19 protein-coding genes are annotated in these 20624 nt (G+C 69.4%); 8 read left to right on the top strand and 11 right to left on the bottom strand.

Features of this window, described 5'->3' with window-relative positions; all coding sequences use genetic code 11:
- The first annotated feature begins 61 nt into the window (after positions 1-61).
- Positions 62-5692, top strand: coding sequence for a CARDB domain-containing protein (locus E4M00_RS08010; RefSeq protein ID WP_135120002.1), 5631 nt, complete (start codon positions 62-64; stop codon positions 5690-5692).
- On the opposite strand, the gene E4M00_RS08005 is transcribed toward E4M00_RS08010, so the two are convergent.
- Entirely contained in the window at positions 5656-6594 is a 939-nt protein-coding gene (locus E4M00_RS08005; protein WP_240036944.1) for a LysR family transcriptional regulator, read from the bottom strand. The two genes, E4M00_RS08010 and E4M00_RS08005, sit on opposite strands and share 37 nt — an antisense overlap.
- A 159-nt stretch (positions 6595-6753) precedes the next feature.
- Here E4M00_RS08005 and E4M00_RS08000 point away from each other — a divergent pair, with 159 nt between their 5' ends.
- Together E4M00_RS08000 and E4M00_RS07995 are read left to right on the top strand one after the other, a co-directional pair.
- Entirely contained in the window at positions 6754-8160 is a 1407-nt protein-coding gene (locus E4M00_RS08000) for an MFS transporter (RefSeq protein ID WP_135120000.1), read from the top strand.
- Positions 8153-8899 carry a 3-hydroxybutyrate dehydrogenase gene (locus E4M00_RS07995; protein ID WP_135119999.1) on the top strand — a complete coding sequence of 249 codons (747 nt, stop codon included), beginning with the start codon at positions 8153-8155 and terminating at the stop codon, positions 8897-8899. The genes E4M00_RS08000 and E4M00_RS07995 overlap by 8 nt, the downstream gene beginning before the upstream one ends.
- 179 nt (positions 8900-9078) lie before the next feature.
- Here the strand turns inward: E4M00_RS07995 and E4M00_RS07990 are convergent, their stop codons facing one another.
- The 6 genes from E4M00_RS07990 to E4M00_RS07965 form a co-directional block, all read right to left on the bottom strand.
- The gene (locus E4M00_RS07990; protein WP_135119998.1) at positions 9079-9879 is read right to left on the bottom strand and encodes a YidC/Oxa1 family membrane protein insertase; all 801 of its coding nucleotides are present in this window, start codon (positions 9877-9879) and stop codon (positions 9079-9081) included.
- A 72-nt stretch (positions 9880-9951) separates the two neighbouring features.
- Positions 9952-10263 carry a DUF6412 domain-containing protein gene (locus E4M00_RS07985; protein ID WP_135119997.1) on the bottom strand — a complete coding sequence of 104 codons (312 nt, stop codon included), beginning with the start codon at positions 10261-10263 and terminating at the stop codon, positions 9952-9954.
- Between the two features lie 55 nt (positions 10264-10318).
- A complete protein-coding gene (locus tag E4M00_RS07980) occupies positions 10319-10936 on the bottom strand; it encodes a hypothetical protein (RefSeq protein WP_135119996.1) in 618 nt (205 codons plus the stop codon).
- A gap of 10 nt (positions 10937-10946) precedes the next feature.
- The gene (locus E4M00_RS07975; RefSeq protein WP_135119995.1) at positions 10947-11429 is read right to left on the bottom strand and encodes an iron chaperone; all 483 of its coding nucleotides are present in this window, start codon (positions 11427-11429) and stop codon (positions 10947-10949) included.
- A 125-nt stretch (positions 11430-11554) separates the two neighbouring features.
- Positions 11555-12487, bottom strand: a complete 933-nt coding sequence (locus E4M00_RS07970; RefSeq protein WP_135119994.1) for a PfkB family carbohydrate kinase — start codon at positions 12485-12487, stop codon at positions 11555-11557.
- Positions 12474-13529: a LacI family DNA-binding transcriptional regulator gene (locus E4M00_RS07965; protein WP_420813426.1), complete on the bottom strand. Its 1056-nt coding sequence runs from the start codon at positions 13527-13529 to the stop codon at positions 12474-12476. The genes E4M00_RS07970 and E4M00_RS07965 overlap by 14 nt, the downstream gene beginning before the upstream one ends.
- 110 nt (positions 13530-13639) lie before the next feature.
- Between E4M00_RS07965 and E4M00_RS07960 the strand changes: the two genes are divergently transcribed.
- The 4 genes from E4M00_RS07960 (at position 13640) to E4M00_RS07945 (ending at position 17166) form a co-directional block, all read left to right on the top strand.
- Positions 13640-14734 (top strand): substrate-binding domain-containing protein, encoded by a 1095-nt coding sequence (locus E4M00_RS07960; protein ID WP_135119993.1) that lies wholly within the window; start codon positions 13640-13642, stop codon positions 14732-14734.
- Positions 14735-14921: 187 nt separating this feature from the next.
- On the top strand, positions 14922-15968 hold the full coding sequence (locus tag E4M00_RS07955) for an ABC transporter permease (protein ID WP_240036942.1): 1047 nt from the start codon (positions 14922-14924) through the stop codon (positions 15966-15968).
- Positions 15965-16768, top strand: coding sequence for an ATP-binding cassette domain-containing protein (locus tag E4M00_RS07950; protein ID WP_135119991.1), 804 nt, complete (start codon positions 15965-15967; stop codon positions 16766-16768). Before E4M00_RS07955 ends, E4M00_RS07950 begins: the two co-directional genes overlap by 4 nt.
- Positions 16765-17166 carry a putative quinol monooxygenase gene (locus E4M00_RS07945; RefSeq protein WP_240036940.1) on the top strand — a complete coding sequence of 134 codons (402 nt, stop codon included), beginning with the start codon at positions 16765-16767 and terminating at the stop codon, positions 17164-17166. The genes E4M00_RS07950 and E4M00_RS07945 overlap by 4 nt, the downstream gene beginning before the upstream one ends.
- On the opposite strand, the gene E4M00_RS07940 is transcribed toward E4M00_RS07945, so the two are convergent.
- From E4M00_RS07940 to E4M00_RS07930, 3 genes are all read right to left on the bottom strand, one after another.
- Positions 17163-17480, bottom strand: coding sequence for a ferritin family protein (locus E4M00_RS07940; RefSeq protein WP_135119990.1), 318 nt, complete (start codon positions 17478-17480; stop codon positions 17163-17165). The genes E4M00_RS07945 and E4M00_RS07940 overlap by 4 nt on opposite strands.
- Before the next feature lie 153 nt (positions 17481-17633).
- Positions 17634-19145, bottom strand: a complete 1512-nt coding sequence (locus tag E4M00_RS07935; protein WP_135120517.1) for a molybdopterin-dependent oxidoreductase — start codon at positions 19143-19145, stop codon at positions 17634-17636.
- A 198-nt stretch (positions 19146-19343) separates the two neighbouring features.
- Positions 19344-19685, bottom strand: a complete 342-nt coding sequence (locus E4M00_RS07930; RefSeq protein WP_135119989.1) for a cupin domain-containing protein — start codon at positions 19683-19685, stop codon at positions 19344-19346.
- A 109-nt stretch (positions 19686-19794) separates the two neighbouring features.
- Here E4M00_RS07930 and E4M00_RS07925 point away from each other — a divergent pair, with 109 nt between their 5' ends.
- On the top strand, positions 19795-20286 hold the full coding sequence (locus E4M00_RS07925) for an FBP domain-containing protein (protein ID WP_135119988.1): 492 nt from the start codon (positions 19795-19797) through the stop codon (positions 20284-20286).
- Positions 20287-20345: 59 nt separating this feature from the next.
- Here the strand turns inward: E4M00_RS07925 and E4M00_RS07920 are convergent.
- Positions 20346-20624, bottom strand: a 279-nt coding sequence (locus E4M00_RS07920; RefSeq protein ID WP_135119987.1) for an HNH endonuclease, incomplete at its 5' end; no start/stop codon positions are given.

Here is a 20624-nt window from a genome sequence, read left to right as displayed (position 1 = left end):
CTTCTTCACTCCTGCACCGTACGTTTGACGAACGCGTCGAATTCCGAAGCAGGGAGTGACTGTGAAGCGACGGTTCCGCTCGTGGGTGGCCGCCCTCCTCGTCGCGGCTTCAGCCCTCGCCCTCGTCGGACTCACCACTTCGGCCATGGGTGCGACCGTCGCTCCGTTCGGCGTGCGCTTCCAGACGAACGACAACGGTGCCATCGCCGTCGTCGGCAACCAGTTGCAGACCTGCCAGACCTCGGCCGCCAACTGCGTGGGGGCCCGCGCCGGCACCGCGCGCTACAACAACAACTCCTTCGCGATGGTCAACCTCGACGTCGACTCCGACCCATCGACGATCAACTCCTCGAGCGCCGCGCTCGAGGCTCCGGCTGACGGAGAGGTGCTCTGGGCCGGACTCTACTGGGGCGCTCGGCTCGCGGCCGGCCCCGGCGGCACGGCCGCCACCGGTGACAGGCGCACGATGTCGTTCAAGGTTCCCGGAGCCTCCGACTACCAGCAGGTCGCGTCGCAGACGAGCTTCGGACCGACGACGTCAGCCGACCGCGCCTACCAGGAGTTCGCCGACGTCACAGCGCTCGTGCGGGCGGCCGGCCCTGGCGACTACTGGGGCGCGAACGTGCGCGGCGGTACCGGCGAGGACCGCTACGCCGGCTGGTCGCTCGCCGTGGTGTTCCGCTCGCCCGAGCTGCCGCTCCGCAACCTCACGGTCTTCGACGGCTTCGCGGACGTGGGCCAGAACGAACCCCAGACCGTCACCGTGAGCGGCTTCCTCGCGCCGCTCACGGGCCCCGTCGACACCCAGCTCGGCATCGTCGGCTACGAGGGCGATTTCTCCACCTCGGGCGACACGGTCACCCTCAACTCCACCCAGCTCGGCACCACGGTCTCGCCGGGCACCAACTTCTTCAACGGCTCCAATGACCGCAATGGCACCTCGGTCACGGCGCGCTCGACGGCCGACCGCAACATGCTCGGCTTCGACGTGAAGCAACTGGGCGCATCAGGCGTCATCCCGAACGGGGCGACCTCGGCCGACTTCCGCTTCACCAGCAGCGGCGACCGCTACTTCCCGGGCGTGCTCACGACGGCCATCAACCTGTTCGCGCCCGACTTCACGCCGTCGTCGAAGTCCGTCGTCAACCTCAACGGCAACTCTCCCGCCCGTCCGGGCGACACACTGCAGTACACGGTGAACCTCACCAACGTCGGCGGCGATCCGGCCGCCCAGTCCGTCGCCTCCGATCCGCTTCCGCCGGGGACCGAGTACGTGCCGGGATCGCTGCAGATCGTGGCCGGCGCCGGTGCCGGAGCCAAGACGGACGCCGCCGGAGACGATCAGGGGAACTACGACGCGGCCAGTCGCACCGTGCGATTCCGTGTCGGGGCCGGAGCGAACGCGACGAGCGGCGGAGTGCTCGCCCCCGGAGTGTCGACCACTGTGCGGTTCGATGCGACGGTGACGGATGCCGCAGCCGGCACGTCGGTCACCAACGAGGCCCAGCTCGACTACGTCGCCCAGACCGTGGGCAGCCCCTTCACCTACCGCGTGCGACCGGTGTCGACCCCCGTCGAGGAGGTCGCGAACCTCGCCATCACGAAGACTGTCACGCCCGATCCGTCCGAGGCCGGCGGCCCGGTCTCCTTCACGATGCTCGTGGTCAACAACGGGCCGAACCCGGCCCGTGGCGTGGTGCTCACCGACCCCATCCCTGCGGGCATCACCGTCACGGGCACGACGTCGACACAGGGCTCCTGCGCCTCCGACGCGAGCCCGGTGAGCTGTGCGCTCGGCACCCTTGCATCCGGTGCGAGCGCCACCGTCGTGGTCACCGGCACCACCGATCCCGGTTCGACGGATGCATCCGTCACCGACATCGCCACGGTCACCTCGAGCACCTCCGATCCCGACCTGAGCGACAACACCGCCGGTGCGACGGCGCAGCTCGCCCAGGCCGCCGACCTCGTCGTGACGAAGACAGCTGCTCCGACGACGGTCGTCCCGGGCGGCACCACGGCGTTCACGGTCACCGTGACCAACAACGGCCCCTCGACCGCCCACGCCGTGACGGTGAACGATGCCGTCGACGACACCGCTGCCCTCGCGCTGCTCGACGCCGCCGGCACGGGCGCGACCTGCTCGCAACCCGCGCCGGCCGCCCAGTGCTCCATCGCCGAACTCGCACCCGGGGCGTCGGTCACGCTGACCCTCAACGGACTGCTGACACCGGGAACACCTGCGGGCGCGACTGTCACGAACCAGGCGATCGTGAGCTCGATCACCCCTGATCCCGTCGTCGGCAACAACCAGGCGACTGCAGCCGTGACCGCCGGGACGCCCGAGACCGACGTCTCGATCACCAAGACCGGGCCCGCCACAGTGGTCGCCGGGCGCACCCTGACCTACTCCATCACCGTGGGCAACGACGGGTTGTCAGATGCCGCTGACGTGCAGGTGTCAGACCTCCTGCCGGCCGGAATCGTCGCGTCGGCCGTGGCCACGACGCGCGGCACCTGCACCGTCGGAATCGCCGTCGAATGCAGCATTCCGACCCTGCTGGCCGGCATCGGCGGGTCGCCGGGCGCCACGGCCGTCATCACCGTCCAGGCCGTCGCCGACGGCGACGCGCCCATCGGAACGGCGACCAACACCGCCACCGTCAGCTCGTCCACGACCGACACCGACCTCTCGAACAACGAGGCGAGCGCCTCGACAGAGGTGACGGGCGACGCCGACCTCGTCGTCACGAAGACTGCCACGCCGAACCCGGCCGTCGCGGGCAGCCCGATCATTTACACGATCACCGTGGCCAACAGCGGGCCGTCGACGTCACGCGGCATCGTGCTCGACGACCTGCTGCCACCCGCGTTCGACTTCGCCTCCGCAACGCCCAGCCAGGGAACGTGCGATGCGCCGGTCGACTCCGCTCTCGCCTGTGACATCGGCGACATCGTCAACGGCGCGGCAGCCACTCTCGAGGTCGTCATGGACATCCCGGCCGACTACACGGGAACTCCGGATGCCGTCGAGACCGTCACCGCCACGAGCGGCACGAGCGATCCCGACGAGACCAACAACACGGCATCGTGGACGGCAACCACCCAGGTGAGCGCCGATCTGAGCATCTCGAAGCAGGCGCCGGCCACGGCGGCCTCCGGATCCCAGTTCTCCTACACGATCAGCCCGCGCAACCTCGGTCCGTCGAGCTCGGCCGCCACGATCATCACGGATCCGCTGCCCGCCGACGTGTCGTTCGTGTCGGCGACTGCTCCGTGCACCGCCGCAGCCGGCGTCGTCACCTGCGACCTCGGCACGCTCGACCCCGGGGAGGAACCCGACCTGACGGTCACCGTGCAGGTCGGCGGCAACGTCAACATCCGCACCCTGCTCAGCAATACAGCGACGGTGGCATCCTCGACGCCGGATCCCAGCCTGGCGAACAACAGCGCGACCGCGGTGACGGAGACCACCGCCATCGTCGACCTGTCTGTCACCAAGGAGGCCTTCTTCGGATCGACGGCTCCGGGCGGCCAGGACGTGTTCATCATCACCCTCAGGAACAGCGGGCCGTCGACAGCGCGGGCCGTCTCGTTCACCGACACCTTCGAGTTGAGCGCCGGGGCGGTCGTGCTGCAGGGCGGAACCTGCGAGATCACCAGCGGCGACCTCTCCTGCACCATCGACGGGCTGAACCTCGCCCCCGGCACGAGCACCCAGGTGTACATCGGCATCATCACGCCGTCGTCGGCTCAGCCGGGCACTTACCTGAACACTGTGCGCGCGTCCACATCGACCCCCGAATCCGATGCCTCCAACAATGTCGCGACCTTCACCGAGACCATCACCGATCCCGTGGCCGACCTGGCTGTCGCCAAGACGCTGCTGACCGACCCCCTGATCGCAGGCGGCGTCTTCAGCTACCAGCTCGAGGTCAGCAACATCCGCTCGGCGACAGCTGCCTCCGACGCCTCCGACGTCGTGGTCACCGATGACCTCCCGCCAGGTCTCACGGCCACCAGCGCCTCGCCCAGCCAGGGAAGCTGCACGGTGTCTGCGACCCAGGTGAGCTGCGAGCTAGGCGTGGTCCCGGGTCAGGTGGCCGCCGAGCCTCCGCCCCCCGTGACGGTGACGATCAGCGGCACGGTCTCGCCGGGCGTGAGCGGCTCCGTCGGCAACTACGCCCTCGTCGAGAGCTCGACACCAGACCCCGACGACACCAACAACGAGGTGCTCGTCACGTCACCGGTCGAGCTGCAGGCCGACCTCTCCGTCACGAAGACGGCCGACACCGATCCGCTCGTGGCCGGAGGAACCGCGTCGTACACGGTGACGGTCACGAACTCCGGACCGTCGAACGCCACCAACGTGGTGCTGACCGACGTGCTCGACGGAGCGATCGTCTTCGACGCGGATGCGAGCGATCCCGCCTGCAGCCCGGTCGCAGGCCAGGTGACGTGCGAGCTCGACACCATCGGTGCGGGCCAGACCCTGACAGTGCGCATCTCCGGCCGGCTCGATCCGGCCAGCACCGTCACCGAACTGTCGAACACCGCATCGGTGTCGTCCGACACCCCCGATCCCGCGCCCGGCGGTGAGACGACGACGATCACCACGCCGGTGGTCCAGAACGCGAACCTGCGGTTGAGCAAGACGGCCGACAGCGCGACGCCGTCGTCCGGGTCGACGGTGACCTACTCCATCGCACTCAACAACGACGGGCCGTCGAACGCCGTGAACACCACGGTCGTCGATCCGCTGCCTGCGGGCGTCGAATTCGTGAGTCTCACCGCGTTCTCGATGGACTGCTCCGCCTCGCCGGCACCCGTGGTGGTGACGTGCACGGCGGCCGGGCTCGAGGCCGGACGCACTCAGGGTGTCGCGATCACCGTGCTCCTCCCCGACGGCTCGCTGCCGGGCGCCATCGAGAACATCGCGACCGCCGCATCCGACACGAGTGATGCCGATGCCTCGAACAATGCGTCTTCGGCGCTGGTCGACCTGCAGGTCGTCGCCGACACCGCCATCACCAAGACCGTCGTCACTCCGCGGCCGACGATCGGCAACCCGGTCACGTTCCGGCTGAACGCCGTGAACAACGGCCCGGCCACAGCGCCGGCCACAGTCTTCACCGACACCCTCCCGGGTGGGACCACGCTGATCTCCGCCGTGGTCGAGGGGTCGACCGCCGTCTGCACCACGGTCGAGCAGGAGGGGAACATCGTCGTGAACTGCCCGGTCGGTTCTCTCCCCGTCGGTGGGACGTCGACGGTCATCCTCACCGTCGACACCTCGGAGCTCACGACGACGTCGTTCTCGAACACAGGCTTCATCGGCTCGGGTGCACTCGACCCGAACACGCCGGACAACCAGGCGACGGCCGCGGTGACCCTGCTCATCGACGAGGAGCCGCCGCCCCCGACCACGGATCCCCCGACCACCGAGCCGCCCACCACTGAGCCCCCGACGACGGTGCCTCCGACCTCGGGCACGCCAGGGCCCGGCGACCCGGGAAGCCCGCCGGCAGCCGGTCCGTCGGGCGTCGACAGCTCAGGGCTCGTGAGCACCGGCGTGAATGCCGCGTCGGCCCTCGTCCTCGCTCTCGGGCTGATCGTGCTCGGCGGTCTCGGGCTGGTGCTGCGGCGTCGGAAGCCTCATACCGCGGAGCGGCCCAACAGCTCCCGCTCGTAGCCTGCCGTCTGCGCTCGCAGCGCATCGGCGACAGCGGCCACAGCGGGCAGCCGCAGCGAGTCCGGCCGCAGCACCATCCAGTACGGCAGCCTCTCGGCGAATCGCTCGGGCAGCAGCCGCACCAGGTCGTCGTGTCGATCGGCCATGAAGCACGGCAGGAACCCGATCCCCGCGCCGGCGCGCGTGGCCTCCACGTGCACGAAGACGTTCGTCGAGCTGATCGAGTCGCGCATGGTCGGCACCAGCCGGCGCGGCGCGTCGAGGTCGTCGACGAGGAGCATCGAATCGACGAAGTAGACGAGCGGATGCCGCGTCAGCTCCTCGACGGAGGCCGGAATCCCGCGCTCGGCGAGGTAGTCCCGCGACGCGTACATACCGAGCACGTATTCGCCGAGGAGGAAGGCCGATGCGCGGTGCACCTGCGGCTCGCCGACGACGACCTCGATGTCGAGCCCGGAACGGTACTGCCGCACGCGCCGCGTGACGGTCTCGATCTCGACGGCGAGTCGCGGATGCCGCCGCTGCAGTCCCGCGACGGCCGGGGAGGCGATGTAGGCGCTGAAGCCGTCCGTCGCCGACATGCGCACGACGCCGGAGAGCTCGTGCTCGGGGGAGTCGGTCTCGGACGAGAGCCCGGCGATGGCGAACTCGATGCCCTCGCCTGCCCGTGCCGCTCGACGCCCGAGCTCGGTGAGCTCCCAGCCGCCGACGGCCTTCGCCAGCAGGCGACCGCCGAGCGCCTGCTCGAGAGCGGCGATGCGGCGCGACACCGTCGTGTGGTTGACGCCCAGGCTCTCGCCGGCCGTCGTGAAGCGTCCAGTCCGGGCCACGGCGAGGAGGATGAGGAGGTCATCGGCCTGCGACTCCGAAGAGCCCGGCCTGGAGGTCGGCTGCGCTGCCATATCTGCAATTATGCACACGCTGGTCGCGCGATTGGTCATTGATGCAGCATCCGTCGTCAGTCACACTCGACGAGTCCGCCGTTCCATGCACAGCGGGAACGCGCGCGGGCATCACCGTTCACGCGAGCAGGGTCAATGACGACACCGAAGGAGACGCCCATGAGCGTTCAACATCAGCAGGCCGGGGCTCAGACCCCCGCATCCGGAACAGGCGAGGGCACGCCGCTCTCGGGACTCAAGCGGATCGTCTCCGCGTCCATGGTCGGCACCGTGGTCGAGTGGTACGAGTTCTTCCTCTACGCCACGGCCGCGTCGCTGGTGTTCGGCACCTTCTTCTTCCCGGCTGCAGGCACCCAGCTCGACGGCATCATCGCCGCGTTCCTCACCTACGCCGTCGGCTTCGTCGCCCGCCCCCTCGGCGGCATCGTCTTCGGCCAGATCGGCGACAAGTTCGGTCGCAAGCACACACTGCAGGCCACGATCATCCTCGTGGGCGTCGCGACGTTCCTCATGGGCTGCCTGCCGGGCTTCGACACCATCGGCTACTGGGCACCGGCGCTGCTGGTGGCTCTCCGCTTCATCCAGGGCTTCGCCGTCGGCGGCGAGTGGGGCGGCGCCGTGCTGCTCGTGGCCGAGCACAGCCCCGACAAGTCGCGCGGATTCTGGTCGAGCTGGCCGCAGGCCGCTGTCCCCGTCGGAAACCTCCTCGCCACCCTCGTGCTGCTGACGATGTCGTGGATCCTCCCGGCCGACCAGTTCCTCAGCTGGGGCTGGCGGGTGGCCTTCTGGCTCTCGGCAGTGATCGTCATCATCGGCTACTACATCCGCACGCACGTGACGGATGCCCCGATCTTCCTCGAGGCCAAGGCCGAGCAGGAGAAGCAGAAGGCGGCCAGCTACGGCGTCGGCGCCGTCATCAAGCGCTACCCGGTCAAGATCCTGCAGGCCATGGGACTGCGTTTCGCGGAGAACATCCTGTACTACATCATCGTCAGCTTCTCGATCGTCTACCTGTCGACCGTCGTGGGCTACAACACCAGCGAACTCCTGCTGGCGCTGCTCATCGCCCACGTCGTGCACTTCCTCGCGATCCCGCAGGTGGGGCGGCTGTCGGACCGCTTCGGGCGCAAGCCGATCTACTTCATCGGCGCCGTGCTCGGGTCGACCTGGGCGTTCTTCGCCTTCCCGATGTTCGACACGGCGAGCCCGTGGCTCATCGTGCTCGCCATCACGATCGGACTCGTCTTCCATGCGTTCATGTACGCCGGCCAGCCCGCCGTCATGAGCGAGATGTTCCCCACACGGATGCGCTACTCGGGTGTCTCCCTCGGCTACCAGGTGACCTCGATCATCGCCGGCTCGCTGGCGCCCATCATCGCCGTGGCCCTGCTGCAGGCGTACGACTCCTGGGTGCCGGTGGCCATCTACGTGCTCATCGCCTCCGCCATCACCGCCGTGACCGTGCTGACGCTGCGCGAGACGCGCGGCGCCTCGCTCCGCCAGGTGGATGCGGCCGACGAGGAGCGGTTCGGGGCGGCCCCCGCCGCGACGGCGCGGCATGCCTGAGCTCGACGGGCGCCGCGCCCTCGTCACGGGGGGCGCGAGCGGCATCGGCGCCGCGTGCGTGCGTGCCTTGGCGGCATCCGGAGCCCACGTGGTGGTGGCGGATGTGGACGAGGCCGGCGCAGCTGCGCTCGCCGAGGAGGTGGGCGGCTCCAGCTGGACCGTCGACCTGCTCGACGTCACCGCGCTCGAGACGCTGGAGCTCGACGTCGACATCCTGGTGAATAACGCCGGCATCCAGCGGGTGAGCCCGCTGGAGGAGTTCGAGCCGGCTGCGTTCCGCCGCATCCTGGCGCTGATGCTGGAGGCACCCTTCCTACTCGTGCGGGCCGCTCTCCCGCACATGTACGAGCAGGGCTTCGGACGCATCATCAACGTGTCGTCGGTGCACGGGCTGCGGGCGTCGCCGTTCAAGGGGGCGTACGTCGCGGCGAAGCACGGCCTCGAGGGGCTGTCGAAGGTGGCCGCCCTCGAGGGCGGACCGCACGGGGTCACCAGCAACTGCGTGAACCCCGGCTACGTGCGCACCCCGCTCGTCGAGAAGCAGATCGCCGCCCAGGCCGAGGCGCACGGCATCCCGGAGGATGAGGTGCTCGCCACCGTGATGCTGGCCGAGAGCGCCATCAAGCGCCTCGTCGAGCCCGAGGAGGTGGGTGCGCTGGTGACCTGGCTCGCCTCGCCCCACTCGGCGATGGTGACGGGTGCGAGCTACACGATGGACGGCGGCTGGTCGGCGCGTTAGCTCGCCCGCTGGCGGAGGCAGCGACGGAGTCGCCGCCGAAGTCGAGGCAACCCGCCCGTGGTTCCTCGGCTTCGGCGCAGCCGCTGCGCGTCTGTGCCTCTGCCCGTCTGTGCCTCTGCCAGCGGAGGCGCGCTTCGACCGCCGGCTTCGCCGGGGCCTCAGCGAACGGGGTGGTGGCGTCAGCGCGGCGCCAGCGCCCGCCGCAACCACGCGCGCTCGATCAGCGTCCAGGCGGTCGTGACCGCGAGATAGAGCGTGGCGGCGAGCGGCACGAAGACGGCGAACACCACCGTGATGAACGGCAGCCAGCTGAGGGCCGACGGCAGCCACGCCGGCGGAGTCGGCATCGGGGCGGATGCCGCGGCTCCGCCCCCGGCCCGCCCCGCTGTGCCCCCTACCGACGGAATCGGCGGGTTCTCGGCCGCGACCTTCAGGGCGTGGCGCCGCGCCATCCAGGCGGTCGCCGCGATCGCGAGCAGCAGCGCTGCGAACACGGCCAGGCCGAGGGGCGGCATCCCGGCCCCGAGGAAGGCGACGAGCGATGTGCCCAGGGGCACACCGAACAGGTGCATGCCGAGCAGCGCATTGGTGTGTCCGTTGATCACGGCGAGCACGAAGAGCCCGTAGAGCAGGGACAGCACCGGCGCCTGGGCCAGCGCAGGCAGGATGCCGGCGAACGGGGAGGTCTTCTCGGTGGCGTAGAGCTCCATCATCTTGCGTTGCAGCACCTCGGGCTTGCCCTTGTACCGGCGTTGGAGCTCGCTCAGCTGAGGGGCGAGGCGACGCCGAGTGAACTCCGCCCGCACCTGCGAGCGGCCGACGGGGATGAGCACGGAACGGATGACGAGAGTGAGCGTGACGATGGCGAGGGCGGCGCTCAGCTCGCCGGCGAACGGCTCGATGAACGAGGCGAAGCCGAGGAGCAGTCGATAGGCGGAGTCGAGGATGGCCGCGATGGGCCCGAAGGCATAGAGGTTCACGAAGGGAGTCCTTTGTCGAAGGGGAGAGGGTGGTCGCGATGGGTGGTCGCGAGACCCTCGTTCGACGAAGGACTACGCGGCCGTCTCGGGGAGAGACGGCGCGCGGGTGCGGGGGCGGCCCGCCGTGTTCGGATGCCGCGGGGCGGCCATGCTCGAGAGCACCTCGCGGTGCTGGTGCGAACGGGAGCCCACGGTGAGCTCGGGTGCTGCAGCCTGCAGCGCGACGTAGACGGTGGCGAGCAGGCCGGCCGTCGCGAGGATGGCGGCCCCGGCGACGAGCGTGGTCGGTGCCCCGGGCTGCGCGAGGGCGAGCACGAGGAACGCGGCACCGAGCAGCGTCGACGCGCGCATCAGCACGAGTGCCTTCAGCAGCCTGTCCGGCATCGTTCCTCCTGCGACGAGCGTACGCCCGTGCGCCCCGGAAGGCACGATCGGCGGGCTACGACGTCGTCGAGGAGGAGGAGGACGCCGGCTGGTTCTCCGAGCCGGCCTGCGAGCGGTCCTGACCGAGACCGATGTCGTCGGCGTTGGCGTGCTGGCCCGCCGGAGTGGGCTGCGGGGTGTCGACGGTCGGGTTCGGACCGGTCGACGGAACGACGTGGATCGCTCCCGTGGCGGTGGGGACGGAGCGCGCGTGGCCTGGTGTCGGGGGAGCGGCATCCGTCGCCGAGACGCCGTCGGCGAAGGTCCCACCGCGCTGCAGGGTCTCGATGAGCTGCACGTTCTGGTTGTGCAGGTCGATGGTGATGTTGGTGATCGCCGTGGTGAAGTTCTCGGCGGCCTGCAGTGAGGTCTCAGTGGCGCGCCGCGTGAGATCGGCGCTCTCCGTCGTCGCCTTGAGCGCGATGGTGATGCCGTAGTAGGCCGCGGCGATCGAGACGATCGGCGCGATGACCGACGCCGTGATGGCGAGCACGTCGGTGAGGGCGGGCCTCTCGAAGCCGTCTGGGAGGGGTCCCATCAGCAGGTAGACGCCGGAGACGGCGACGACGGCGAGGATGACGATCGCGAGGATCGCGACCAGCGCGGGCTTGGGTGTTGCATCCGGTGCAGCCATTGCACTCCAATCAGCGAGAACCCCTCATTATTCTCTTCGCGGCATGCGACACAACAGGGGTTGTCATGAACGGATGCTTCGGCCAAGGTGCGCCGAGCGCGGCGAGCCCGCTCGCAGTCGGCGTCAGGGCCGGTTCAGAGGGAGGTGCTGCGCTCGGAGACGAACGCCGCGCCACCCGCCCGATGAGCTCGTAAGGGATCGGCTTCGTATAGGGGAAGTTGAGCGAGTCCTTGCCCGAGCGATACGGCGCGATGGCTGCCTCGAGCTCAGGGCCGGCCGTGGCCACGGGGTAGATGCCGAGGTGCTTCTTCCAGGCCGCGTAGTGCAGGGCGTAACGCCCTCCGAGCATGACGGCGGGGATGTCGTAGCGCACCTTCTCCTCGTCGCCCGGAACGGCATCGAGGATGGTCTGGCGCACGCGGCGCAGAATCTCCTGGATGTCGTCGGGGTAGCGCGCCATGTACTCCTCGACCGTGACGTTCTTGTCTGCCATGGAGTCTCCCTCGGTCGGCGCATCTCGCGCGTGATTCAGGCTGGAACTGCTCGGCGGCGGCGTATCGGGCCGAATCCAGCCGCGTGTTGCGAATCTAGCCTGAGTCGTGCGCTGGAGAACAGGCCTCAGACGCTCGGAACCCGCAGCAGGGCACCCTCTGCGCGGCAGGTGGCGGCGGCGATGAGCATGGCGTCGGCGAGCAGGTCCGCCCACTCCTCGTCGGACTCCGGGAGCCCCGACTGCGCGATGTCGCGCACCGTCGCCGAGAGCGTCGCGTCACCGGCGCCCATGGTGTCGATGACGGCGCCAGGCAGCTGCGCGATGCCCGCGGTCACCGTGCGACCGTCGGGCAGACGCACCGCAGCTCCCTTCGAGCCGGCGGTGGCCAGAACGGATGCGGCCCCGGCGTCGAGCAGGCGGCTCGCGAACTCGTCCACCGAGTCGCCCAGCAGCAGCTCCGCGTCCTCGTCGCCGACCTTCGACAGCAGGCTGTCGGCGGCGACGCGCACGAAGTTCGCCAGGAACGCGTCGCGGTCGGCGAGCATGCCGGAGCGCGGGTTCGGGTCGACGATCAGGCGGCGCTCGCCGGTGGACAGGGCCTCGAGCAGCGCATCCGTCTGCGCGGTGTCGTCGAACGGGAAGCAGCTGACGACCACCAGCGGCGCGGCGTCGATGGCGGTGCGGGCGTCGCCGTCGAGCGGGAAGCGCCGCGACTTCGCCGAGTCGTTGAACGCGTAGCGCGGTTCGCCGTTGGTGCGGTCGGAGACCGCCCGTGCCGAGCCGAGAGGCGCGTCGCTCGCGATGAGCTCGACCCCGTACGCGGCGAGGTGACCACGGATGAGGTCGCCCGACTCGTCGTCGCCCACCATGGCGAGCAGCGTCGTGGGGACTCCGAGCACCGACAGTCCGACGGCGACGTTGAGGGCGGCGCCGCCCACGTAGTCGCGCGAGCCTGCGGCGTCGCGCATCTCGTCGATGAGGGCGTCGCCGATCACGACGACGCGCGGTTCGGTCACTCGGACGGTCTCGGGCACGGATGCCGCATCAGCCGATGGCATTGATCTCTCCACTTCCGCGCACGATGAGCCGCGTGGGCACGATGTGCCTGGCTCCGGGGGTGTCATCGCCGTCGAGTCGTGCGAAGACCCGTTCGGCGGCGAGCTGGCCGATGCGCTGCGGATTCTGAGCCACCACGGTGACACCGGGTTCGAGGAGGTCGGCCAGCGGCACATCGTCGAAGCCGACGAGAGCGACGCTGTGGTGCAGGTCGCGGGCGCGGAGGGCCCTGATGGCGCCGATGGTGACGAGGTTCTGGGCGCTGAAGACGGCCGTGGGCGGGTCCTCCGACGACAGCAGGCCCAGCAGGGCGTCGAAGGTGACGGCCTCGTCGTGCAGGTTCTCGATCACGGGAACGCTCGAGGTCGCGACTCCGGCGCGGCCGAGTTCCTCGAGGAAGCCGCGGCGTCGTTCGCGCGCCGTCTGGATGTCGCCGCGGTCGCCGAGGTAGGCGATGCGCCGGTGTCCGTGGGCGAGCATGTGCCGCACCGCGAGTGCGGCGCCGGCGGCGTTGTCGCTGACGACGGTGTCGGCGGTGACCCCCGAGGGCTCTCGGTCGACGAAGACGACGGGCGTACCTCGTCGGATCTCGGCGGCGAGGTACCCCTGGCTCGGCGAGATGGTGGTGAGGATGAGCCCGTCGACGCGGCGTCGGAGGAACGCGGAGACGCTCTGCTCCTCACGGCTCGGATCGTCATCGAGGCTCGAGGCGAAGACTGCGACACCGCGTTCGATCGCGGCCTCCTCGACGGCGCGGTGCACGGCGCCCGAGAAGGGGTTGCTCACGCTGCCCACGAGGAGCCCCAGGGTGCGGCTGCGTCCGTCGGCGCGACGGAGGTTCCCGGCGTGCAGATCGGGTTGGTAGTCGAGGGCGCGGGCGGCATCCGTCACCCTGGCGATGGTCGCGGCCGAGACGTTCGGCTCCCCGTTGATCACACGCGAGACCGTCTTGATGCCGACGCCGGCCAGAGCAGCGACCTGCTTCATGGTCGGACGCGACGTCGTGGCGGGCGCCTCGGCCCCGGCGTTTGACAACGATGTCACGATTCTCGCTCCAATGTGTGGATTGAGTTGACTATAACCCAAATCCCGGCTACAACAGTCATTGACATCGTTGTCAACGGACAGCGTTCCCCACTCAAGGAGATTCACCGATGAATCGCACAGCTCCCCGTCCGCTCGCTCGGCGCCTCGTCGCAGCGGGCTCGATCGCAGCTCTCGCTGCCCTCTCTTTCACCGCATGCTCCTCCGGATCCGGGGGAGGCTCATCGGCCTCCGGCGATGAGATCGGCGTCTCGCTCATCGTGAAGACGACCACCAACCCCTTCTTCGTCGCCATGGAGGACGGCGCCAAAGCCGCGGCCGACAAGCTCGGGGTGAAGCTCACCCTCGCTGCGGGCAAGGAGGACGGCGACGAGGACACCCAGATCCAGGCCATCGAGAACGCCATCTCCAAGGGCGATGCCGGAATCCTCATCACCCCGAACGGCCCGGGCGTCGAGGACGCCCTAGTCAAGGCGCGCGACGCCGGCCTGTACGTCATCGCGCTCGACACCCCGCCGTCGGATCCCGACTCCGTCGACATCACCTTCGCCACGGACAACTACCTCGCGGGCCAGGACATCGGCAAGTGGACCGCGGCCAAACTGGGTGGCGAGAAGGCCACCATCGCCCTCATCGACCTGTTCGACGACAAGGTCGTCTCCGTCGACTACAACCGCGACCAGGGCTTCCTCGACGGCATGGGCATCGACACCGCCGACAAGGAGAAGAACGGCGACGAGGCCAAGACCGGCACGTACAGCGGTGGCGACTACGAGATCGTCGGCAACGAGGCCTCGCAGGGCGCCGAGGACGGCGGGCGCACCGCGGCCGAGACGCTGCTGAGCAAGAACCCCGACATCAACGTCGTGTACACGATCAACGAGCCCGCCGCTTCCGGCGCCTACGAGGCCTTCAAGGCCGCGGGCACCGAGAAGGGACTCATCATGGTCTCGGTCGACGGCGGATGCGCCGGAGTGCAGCAGATCGTCGACGGCACCCTGGGCGCCACCAGCCAGCAGTACCCCGTGAAGATGGCCGACCTCGGTGTGCAGGCCATCTACGACCTCGTGAAGACGGACAAGAAGCCCGAGGTCACCGAGGGCCTCGACTTCTACAACACCGGCGTCGCCCTCGTGACGGACGACCCCCAGGACGGCGTCGAGTCGATCGACACCGCCGCAGCCGCAGACATCTGCTGGGGCTGATCTCCTGACGACGGTCTCGTCCCTCGAGACCGCTGCCGGACGGCCGCTGGGCAGTAACCCTGGCGGCCGTCCGGGCTACCGGCCAGGTAGTTGCGGCCACGCAGGTCGCCGCCGCCGACAACGCACCGAGCACTGAGCGCGACAGCACCACCCAGCACTTCCGCACCACCGATCAATGGAGTTCACCGTGAGTCACCCCAAGACCGAGCCGGCACCCGCGACGGGCGCCCTCGACCTGGCCGAGGAGTTCCTCGACAGGACGACGCCGCTCACCCGCATCCGCGGGGCCCTGCACCGCTATCCGGCCCTGAGCCCGGCGATCGTGCTGGTGCTCTCCGTGATCGTGTTCGGCTTCCTCAACGACCGCTTCCTCAACCCGGCGAACCTGTCGCTCATCACCCAGCAGGTGGCCGTGGTCGGAACCCTCGCCATCGCGCAGACCCTCATCATCCTGACCGCGGGCATCGACCTCTCGATCGGTGCCGTCATGGTGCTGTCGTCGATGGTGATCGCGCAGTCCACCGTGCAGGCCGGCGTCCCGGCCGTCATCGGGCTCCTGCTCGGCCTCATCGTGGGTCTCGCGGCCGGTGCCTTCAACGGCTGGCTCGTCACCAGGTTCAAGCTGCCCCCGTTCATCGTCACGTTGGGAACGCTCAACGTGTTCGTCGCCCTCACCCTGCTCTACTCGAGCGGTGCGACGGTGCGAGGCAACGACATGCCTGCCCTGCTCACCTGGACCGGCGAGACGTTCAACATCGGCGGCGTCAACTTCACGGTGGGCGTCGTCATGATGCTGGTGCTCTACGTCGCCATCTCGTTCATCCTGAGCAAAACGGCGTGGGGTCGGCATGTGTACGCGGTCGGTGACGACAAGGAGTCGGCCCGACTCGCCGGCATCCGGGTCAACCGAGTGCTCATGAGCGTGTACCTCGCCGCCGGCGCCATCCTGGCGGTCGGCGCGTGGATCCAGATCGGACGCACCAACGCCGCGTCGCCGAACGCCGGCGTCGACCTCAACCTCGACTCCATCACCGCCGTCGTGATCGGCGGTACCAGCCTCTTCGGTGGCCGCGGCACGGTGTGGGGAACGCTCCTCGGTGCCCTCATCGTCGGCGTCTTCCGCAACGGGCTCTCGCTCGCCGGACTCGACGTGCTCTGGCAGACCTTCGCCGTGGGCGTGCTCATCATCGTGGCCGTCGCCGTCGACCAGTGGATCCGAAAGGTACGCAAATGACCATCGCAGAAGACACCGCGGCAGCTCCGACGCCGGCGGAGACGCGCAAGCCCATCCTCGAGGCCAAGCGCCTCGTGAAGACCTTCGGTCGGGTCGTCGGCCTCGACGGCGTGAGCCTGCAGCTCTACCCGGGAGAGGTGCTCGCCATCATCGGCGACAACGGCGCCGGAAAGTCGACCCTGGTCAAGTGCCTGACGGGCGCCGAGATCCCCGACGAGGGCCAGCTGTTCCTCGATGGAGAACCGATCTCGTTCAAGCGACCGCAGGACGCCAGAGCGGCAGGCATCGAGACCGTGTACCAGAACCTCGCCGTCTCGCCCGCCCTCGACGTGGCCTCCAACCTGTTCCTCGGGCGCGAGGTGCGCAAGAAGGGCATCCTCGGGTCGCTGTTCCGGGTGGTCGATTCGAAGGGCATGCGCAAGATGGCCCGCGACGAACTCACCGAGCTCGGCATCAGCACCCTGCAGGACGTGACGGTGCCGGTCGAGAACCTCTCGGGCGGGCAGCGCCAGGCTGTCGCCGTGGCGCGGGCCGCCGCGTTCGGATCGAAGGTGGTCGTGCTCGACGAACCGACCGCGGCCCTCGGCGTGCGCGAGTCGGGCCAGGTGCTCCAGCTCGTGAAGAACCTCCGCGACAAGGGCATCCCGGTCATCCTCATCAGCCACAACATGCCGCAGGTCTTCGAGGTGGCCGACCGCATCCACATCCAGCGCCTGGGCAAGCGTGCGGCGACCATCACCCCGCAGTCGCACTCGATGACGGATGCCGTCGCCATCATGACCGGCGCACGAACGGCGTGAGCGTCCTCGATGCGGGCGGTCCTGCCGTGGCGGGCCTGAATGCGGCAGCGGCCTCCGCCTCGGCGGCGGTGAGGGTGGCGCTCATCGCCACCTTCACCGCACGGCCGGGGCAGGCGGCATCCGTCGAGGAACTGCTCCTGTCGCTCACGGCCCGTGTCCGTGAGGAACCGGGCAACCTGGCATTCGATCCGGCACGGGGGGTCGACGATCACGACCGCTTCACCGTCTACGAGGTCTACAGCGATCGGGCGGCTTTCGAGGCCCACATCGCGGCGGATTACGGCGCGACGTTCAACACGGCGCTGGCGCCGCTCATCGTCGAGGACGGCTCGCAGCTCGAGTTCCTGTCCCCGCTCGCGCGTGTCGGAGACCGAGACCGCAGAGATCCAGCGCCCTAGTCGCCGGCTGCGGCTTCGGCCGCCTCGCCGTTCTCCACGATGTCGCCTTCCTGGAACAGGATGCCCCGTGCCGTCTCCCGCCAGAGCGGCTTCTGGCGCATCAGGAACTCGAGCTCCATGCAGAAGTGCTTGTACTCCTCGCCGAGGGAGTCGAGCATGATGGCCCGAGCGACGTCGTCCTGTTCGACGGCGATGCGCTGCTCGTACCAGCCGATCGCCTCAGCCTCCTCCGACAGGCTCGCGCACATGCGGGCGAAGGTTCTGGTGGGCTGGGAGAGCTCGCCGGGCGGCTCGTGGTACTGATCGGTCGACATCGTTCCTCCTGCTGCTCGCGGATGGTTCGGTCGTCGGCCACGCTACGCCCGTCGCGGGTTCCTGCCCACCGATGGACAGGGGTGAACGGATGCTGTAACGCTCGAGCAGCGCTTCGGCTGTGGCCTTCGTCGGGCCTCAGCGCGCTGTCACCGCTAGGAGACGCTGACGCTCACCCGGTGCCAGCCGGTCGCCCCGTCGGGTGCTGGCGGCGCCTGCTTCGACGTCTGCGTGTAGCCCGTGGCATCCGTTGCCCGCACCTCGATGGTGTGGGAGCCGGCGGACGCCTCCCACTCGTAGACCCACTGGCGCCAGGTGTCGGCTGAGGCGGTGTCGGCCAGCCGCGCCTTCTGCCACGCGCCGTCGTCGATGCGCACCTCGACGGCGTCGATACCCGTGTGCGGCGACCACGCGACGCCCGCGACGGCGACGGTTCCGGCCTTCACAGTGCCGCCGCGCGGGGTGTCGATGCGCGACTCCGTCTTGATCGGGCCCTTCTCCGACCAGCCCTTGTCGCTCCAGTAGCCGAAGTCGTCGGCGAAGGTGGTGACCTTGAGCTCGGTGACCCACTTGGTGGCGGAGACGTAGCCGTAGAGCCCGGGCACGACCATGCGCACGGGGAATCCGTGCTCGATCGGCAGCGGTTCGCCGTTCATGCCGACGGCGAGCAGGGCCTCGGTGCCGGCATCCTGCAGCACGTCGAGCGGGGTGCCTGCGGTCCAGCCGTCGGCACTGCGCGAGAGCACCATGTCGGCACGGGCCTTCGGCTTGGCCAGGGCGAGGAGCTCGCGGATGGGGTAGCCCAGCCAGAGGGCGTTGCCGATGAGGCCGCCTCCGACCTCGTTCGAGACGCAACTGAGGGTGGCGAGATGCTCGGTGAGCGGGAGCGCCAGCAGCTGGTCCCAGGTGATCTCGGTCTCGTTCTCGACCATTCCGACGATGCGCAGCCGCCACGACGACGGGTCGACCGAGGGAACCTGCAGCGCCGTGTCGATGCGATAGAACTCGGTATTCGGAGTGACGTAGCTGCTGAGGTCGGGGATGTCGAGCTCGGCGCCGGACGGGATGGCTTCGGCCGGGGTCGCCGGGGCCGGGAGCTTCAGGGCCGTGCGCACTGTGGAGACGGCAGTCGATCCGGCGTTCGCCATCCGGGCGCCGAAGCCCACGACGGCAGCACCGACGGCCGCGATCGAGCCGTAGACGACGAAGGATCGCCGGTCGAGGGCTGCCGTGCCCGAGACTGCCGCCGAGATCGGGCGGGTGCGATCGCGCCAGCGGTGCAGGCGGGCGGTGAGCGCGCGCAGCACGACGACGCCGGCGACCATGCCGATCACTGTCGAGAGGGCCAGGATGCCGCTGGCCTCGGGGCGCGTCACGACGGCGAGGGCGGCGACGCCGGCGACGACGATGAGCACGACCATGCCCCACGGAGGTCGGCGGTACTCGAGCACCCCGGCGACGCCGGCGAGCACGAGGATGAGCAGGGCGAGGCTGAGGAGGAGCACGGCCTTGTCGGCGGTGCCGAAGAGGTCGATGACCACCGTCTTGAACCAGCCGGGCACCAGGTCGATGACCCAGGCACCCACGGCGAAGATGGGGCTGCTCGCCGCTCCGACGAAGACGGCGACCAGTTCGGCGACGCCGAGCGTCACGCCGGCCGCGATCACGCCGACGAGGGCCGAGAGCCAGAAGGTGCCGCGGGCTGATGGACCCGACGACGTCGCCCCCGCCGCGCGGTCGCCGGAGCCGGGCGCGCGGGCATCCGTCACGGGATCAGCGGCTGTCGACACGCCTCAAGCGTAAGTCCGCCGCTCGAGCGCGACGAGGTTTCGGGGAGGATGAGCAGCGAAACGTCAGGTGCGGGTTCAGTTCGGGCCGAGCACCGACACCCCGGGGGTCCCGGCTGACGCGCCCTTGAGCTCGACGAAGATGGTGTGCGTCGGGGTCTCGCCGGTGTTCGTGCCCGAGTGCCGTTGGGCCGGGAGCCAGGTCGCGACGCCGGCGGGCAGAGCCACCTCCCGCTCGGCATCTCCGGACTGCAGGAGGCGGTGGAAGGCTGTGAGCGTGATCATGACGCTGTTCGGATGCTCGTGTGGCCTCGAGGCATCACCCGGGGCGTCGAGGTACTCGAGCACGCGCACGAACTCGTTCTCGAACAGGATGCTGTAGTGATCGGGATTCGTCACGACCGGGTCATCGGCGACCATGCGGTGAGCCTACGCCGGCGGCACCGTTCGCACCATGTCCGGCCCGAGATCGCACGCGAGGCTCTGCCTAGACTGGATGGGAACGAACGAACACTCCCGGGGGAGGCCCATGCGCCCGCTGACGGACGACGAGATCCGCGCTTCACTGGTGAACGGATCGGTCGATGAGGTCGAGACGTTGAGTCTCCCCATCGACTACCTGCTGATCGAGTGGGATCACATCGACTTCCTGGGCTGGCGTGATCCGAAGGCGCCGCGCCGCGGCTACATCGTGGTGGAGCAGGACGGCGAGCCCGTCGGCGTGGTGCTGCGTGCGTCGGAGTCGACGATGTCGCATCAGCGTCCCGCGTACTGCAACCTCTGCCACACGCTGCAGCCCGCCGACCAGGTGTCGATGTTCACGGCACGGCGGTCGGGAGAGGCGGGGGAGCGTGGCGACTCCGTGGGCACGTACATCTGCGCCGACCTGTCGTGCACCGAGAACGTGCGGCTCGGGGCGCCGCTGACGCCGCACGAGGTCGTGCCGGCCGGGCACCCGGAGGCGCGCATCTCGGGGCTGGTGGAGCGCACGAACGGGTTCATCGGGCGGGTGCTGGGGTAGCTGCTCGTCCAGCGTCTCCGCCCCCGCAGCTGAGTGCCGAGGGTCAGGCGCTACCCGAGCTACGGGTCGTTGTCGTGTTCCGGCGTGTAGTCGAAGCGGGCGCGTCCGCCGAGGCGGGGTGTGCGCGTGGGGTCGATGTGGGGTGGTGGGGTGAACCACACTTGTCCGGCGTGGGTGGTGATGGTCCAGCCGTCGTGGTGGACGCGTTGGTGGTCGGTGCGGCAGAGCAGGACCCCGTTGTTCAGGTTGGTGGGGCCGGTGTCGCGGTCCCACCAGGCGAGGTGGTGGGCTTCGGCGTAGCTGCCGGTCGTGCCGCAGAAGGCGCAGCCGCCGTCGCG

This window comes from Orlajensenia leifsoniae (assembly GCF_004570845.1).
Taxonomy (GTDB): Bacteria; Actinomycetota; Actinomycetes; order Actinomycetales; family Microbacteriaceae; genus Orlajensenia; species Orlajensenia leifsoniae.
The sequence above is the reverse complement of the archived record's forward strand: the minus strand, read 5'-3'. Positions and strand labels throughout refer to the sequence as shown.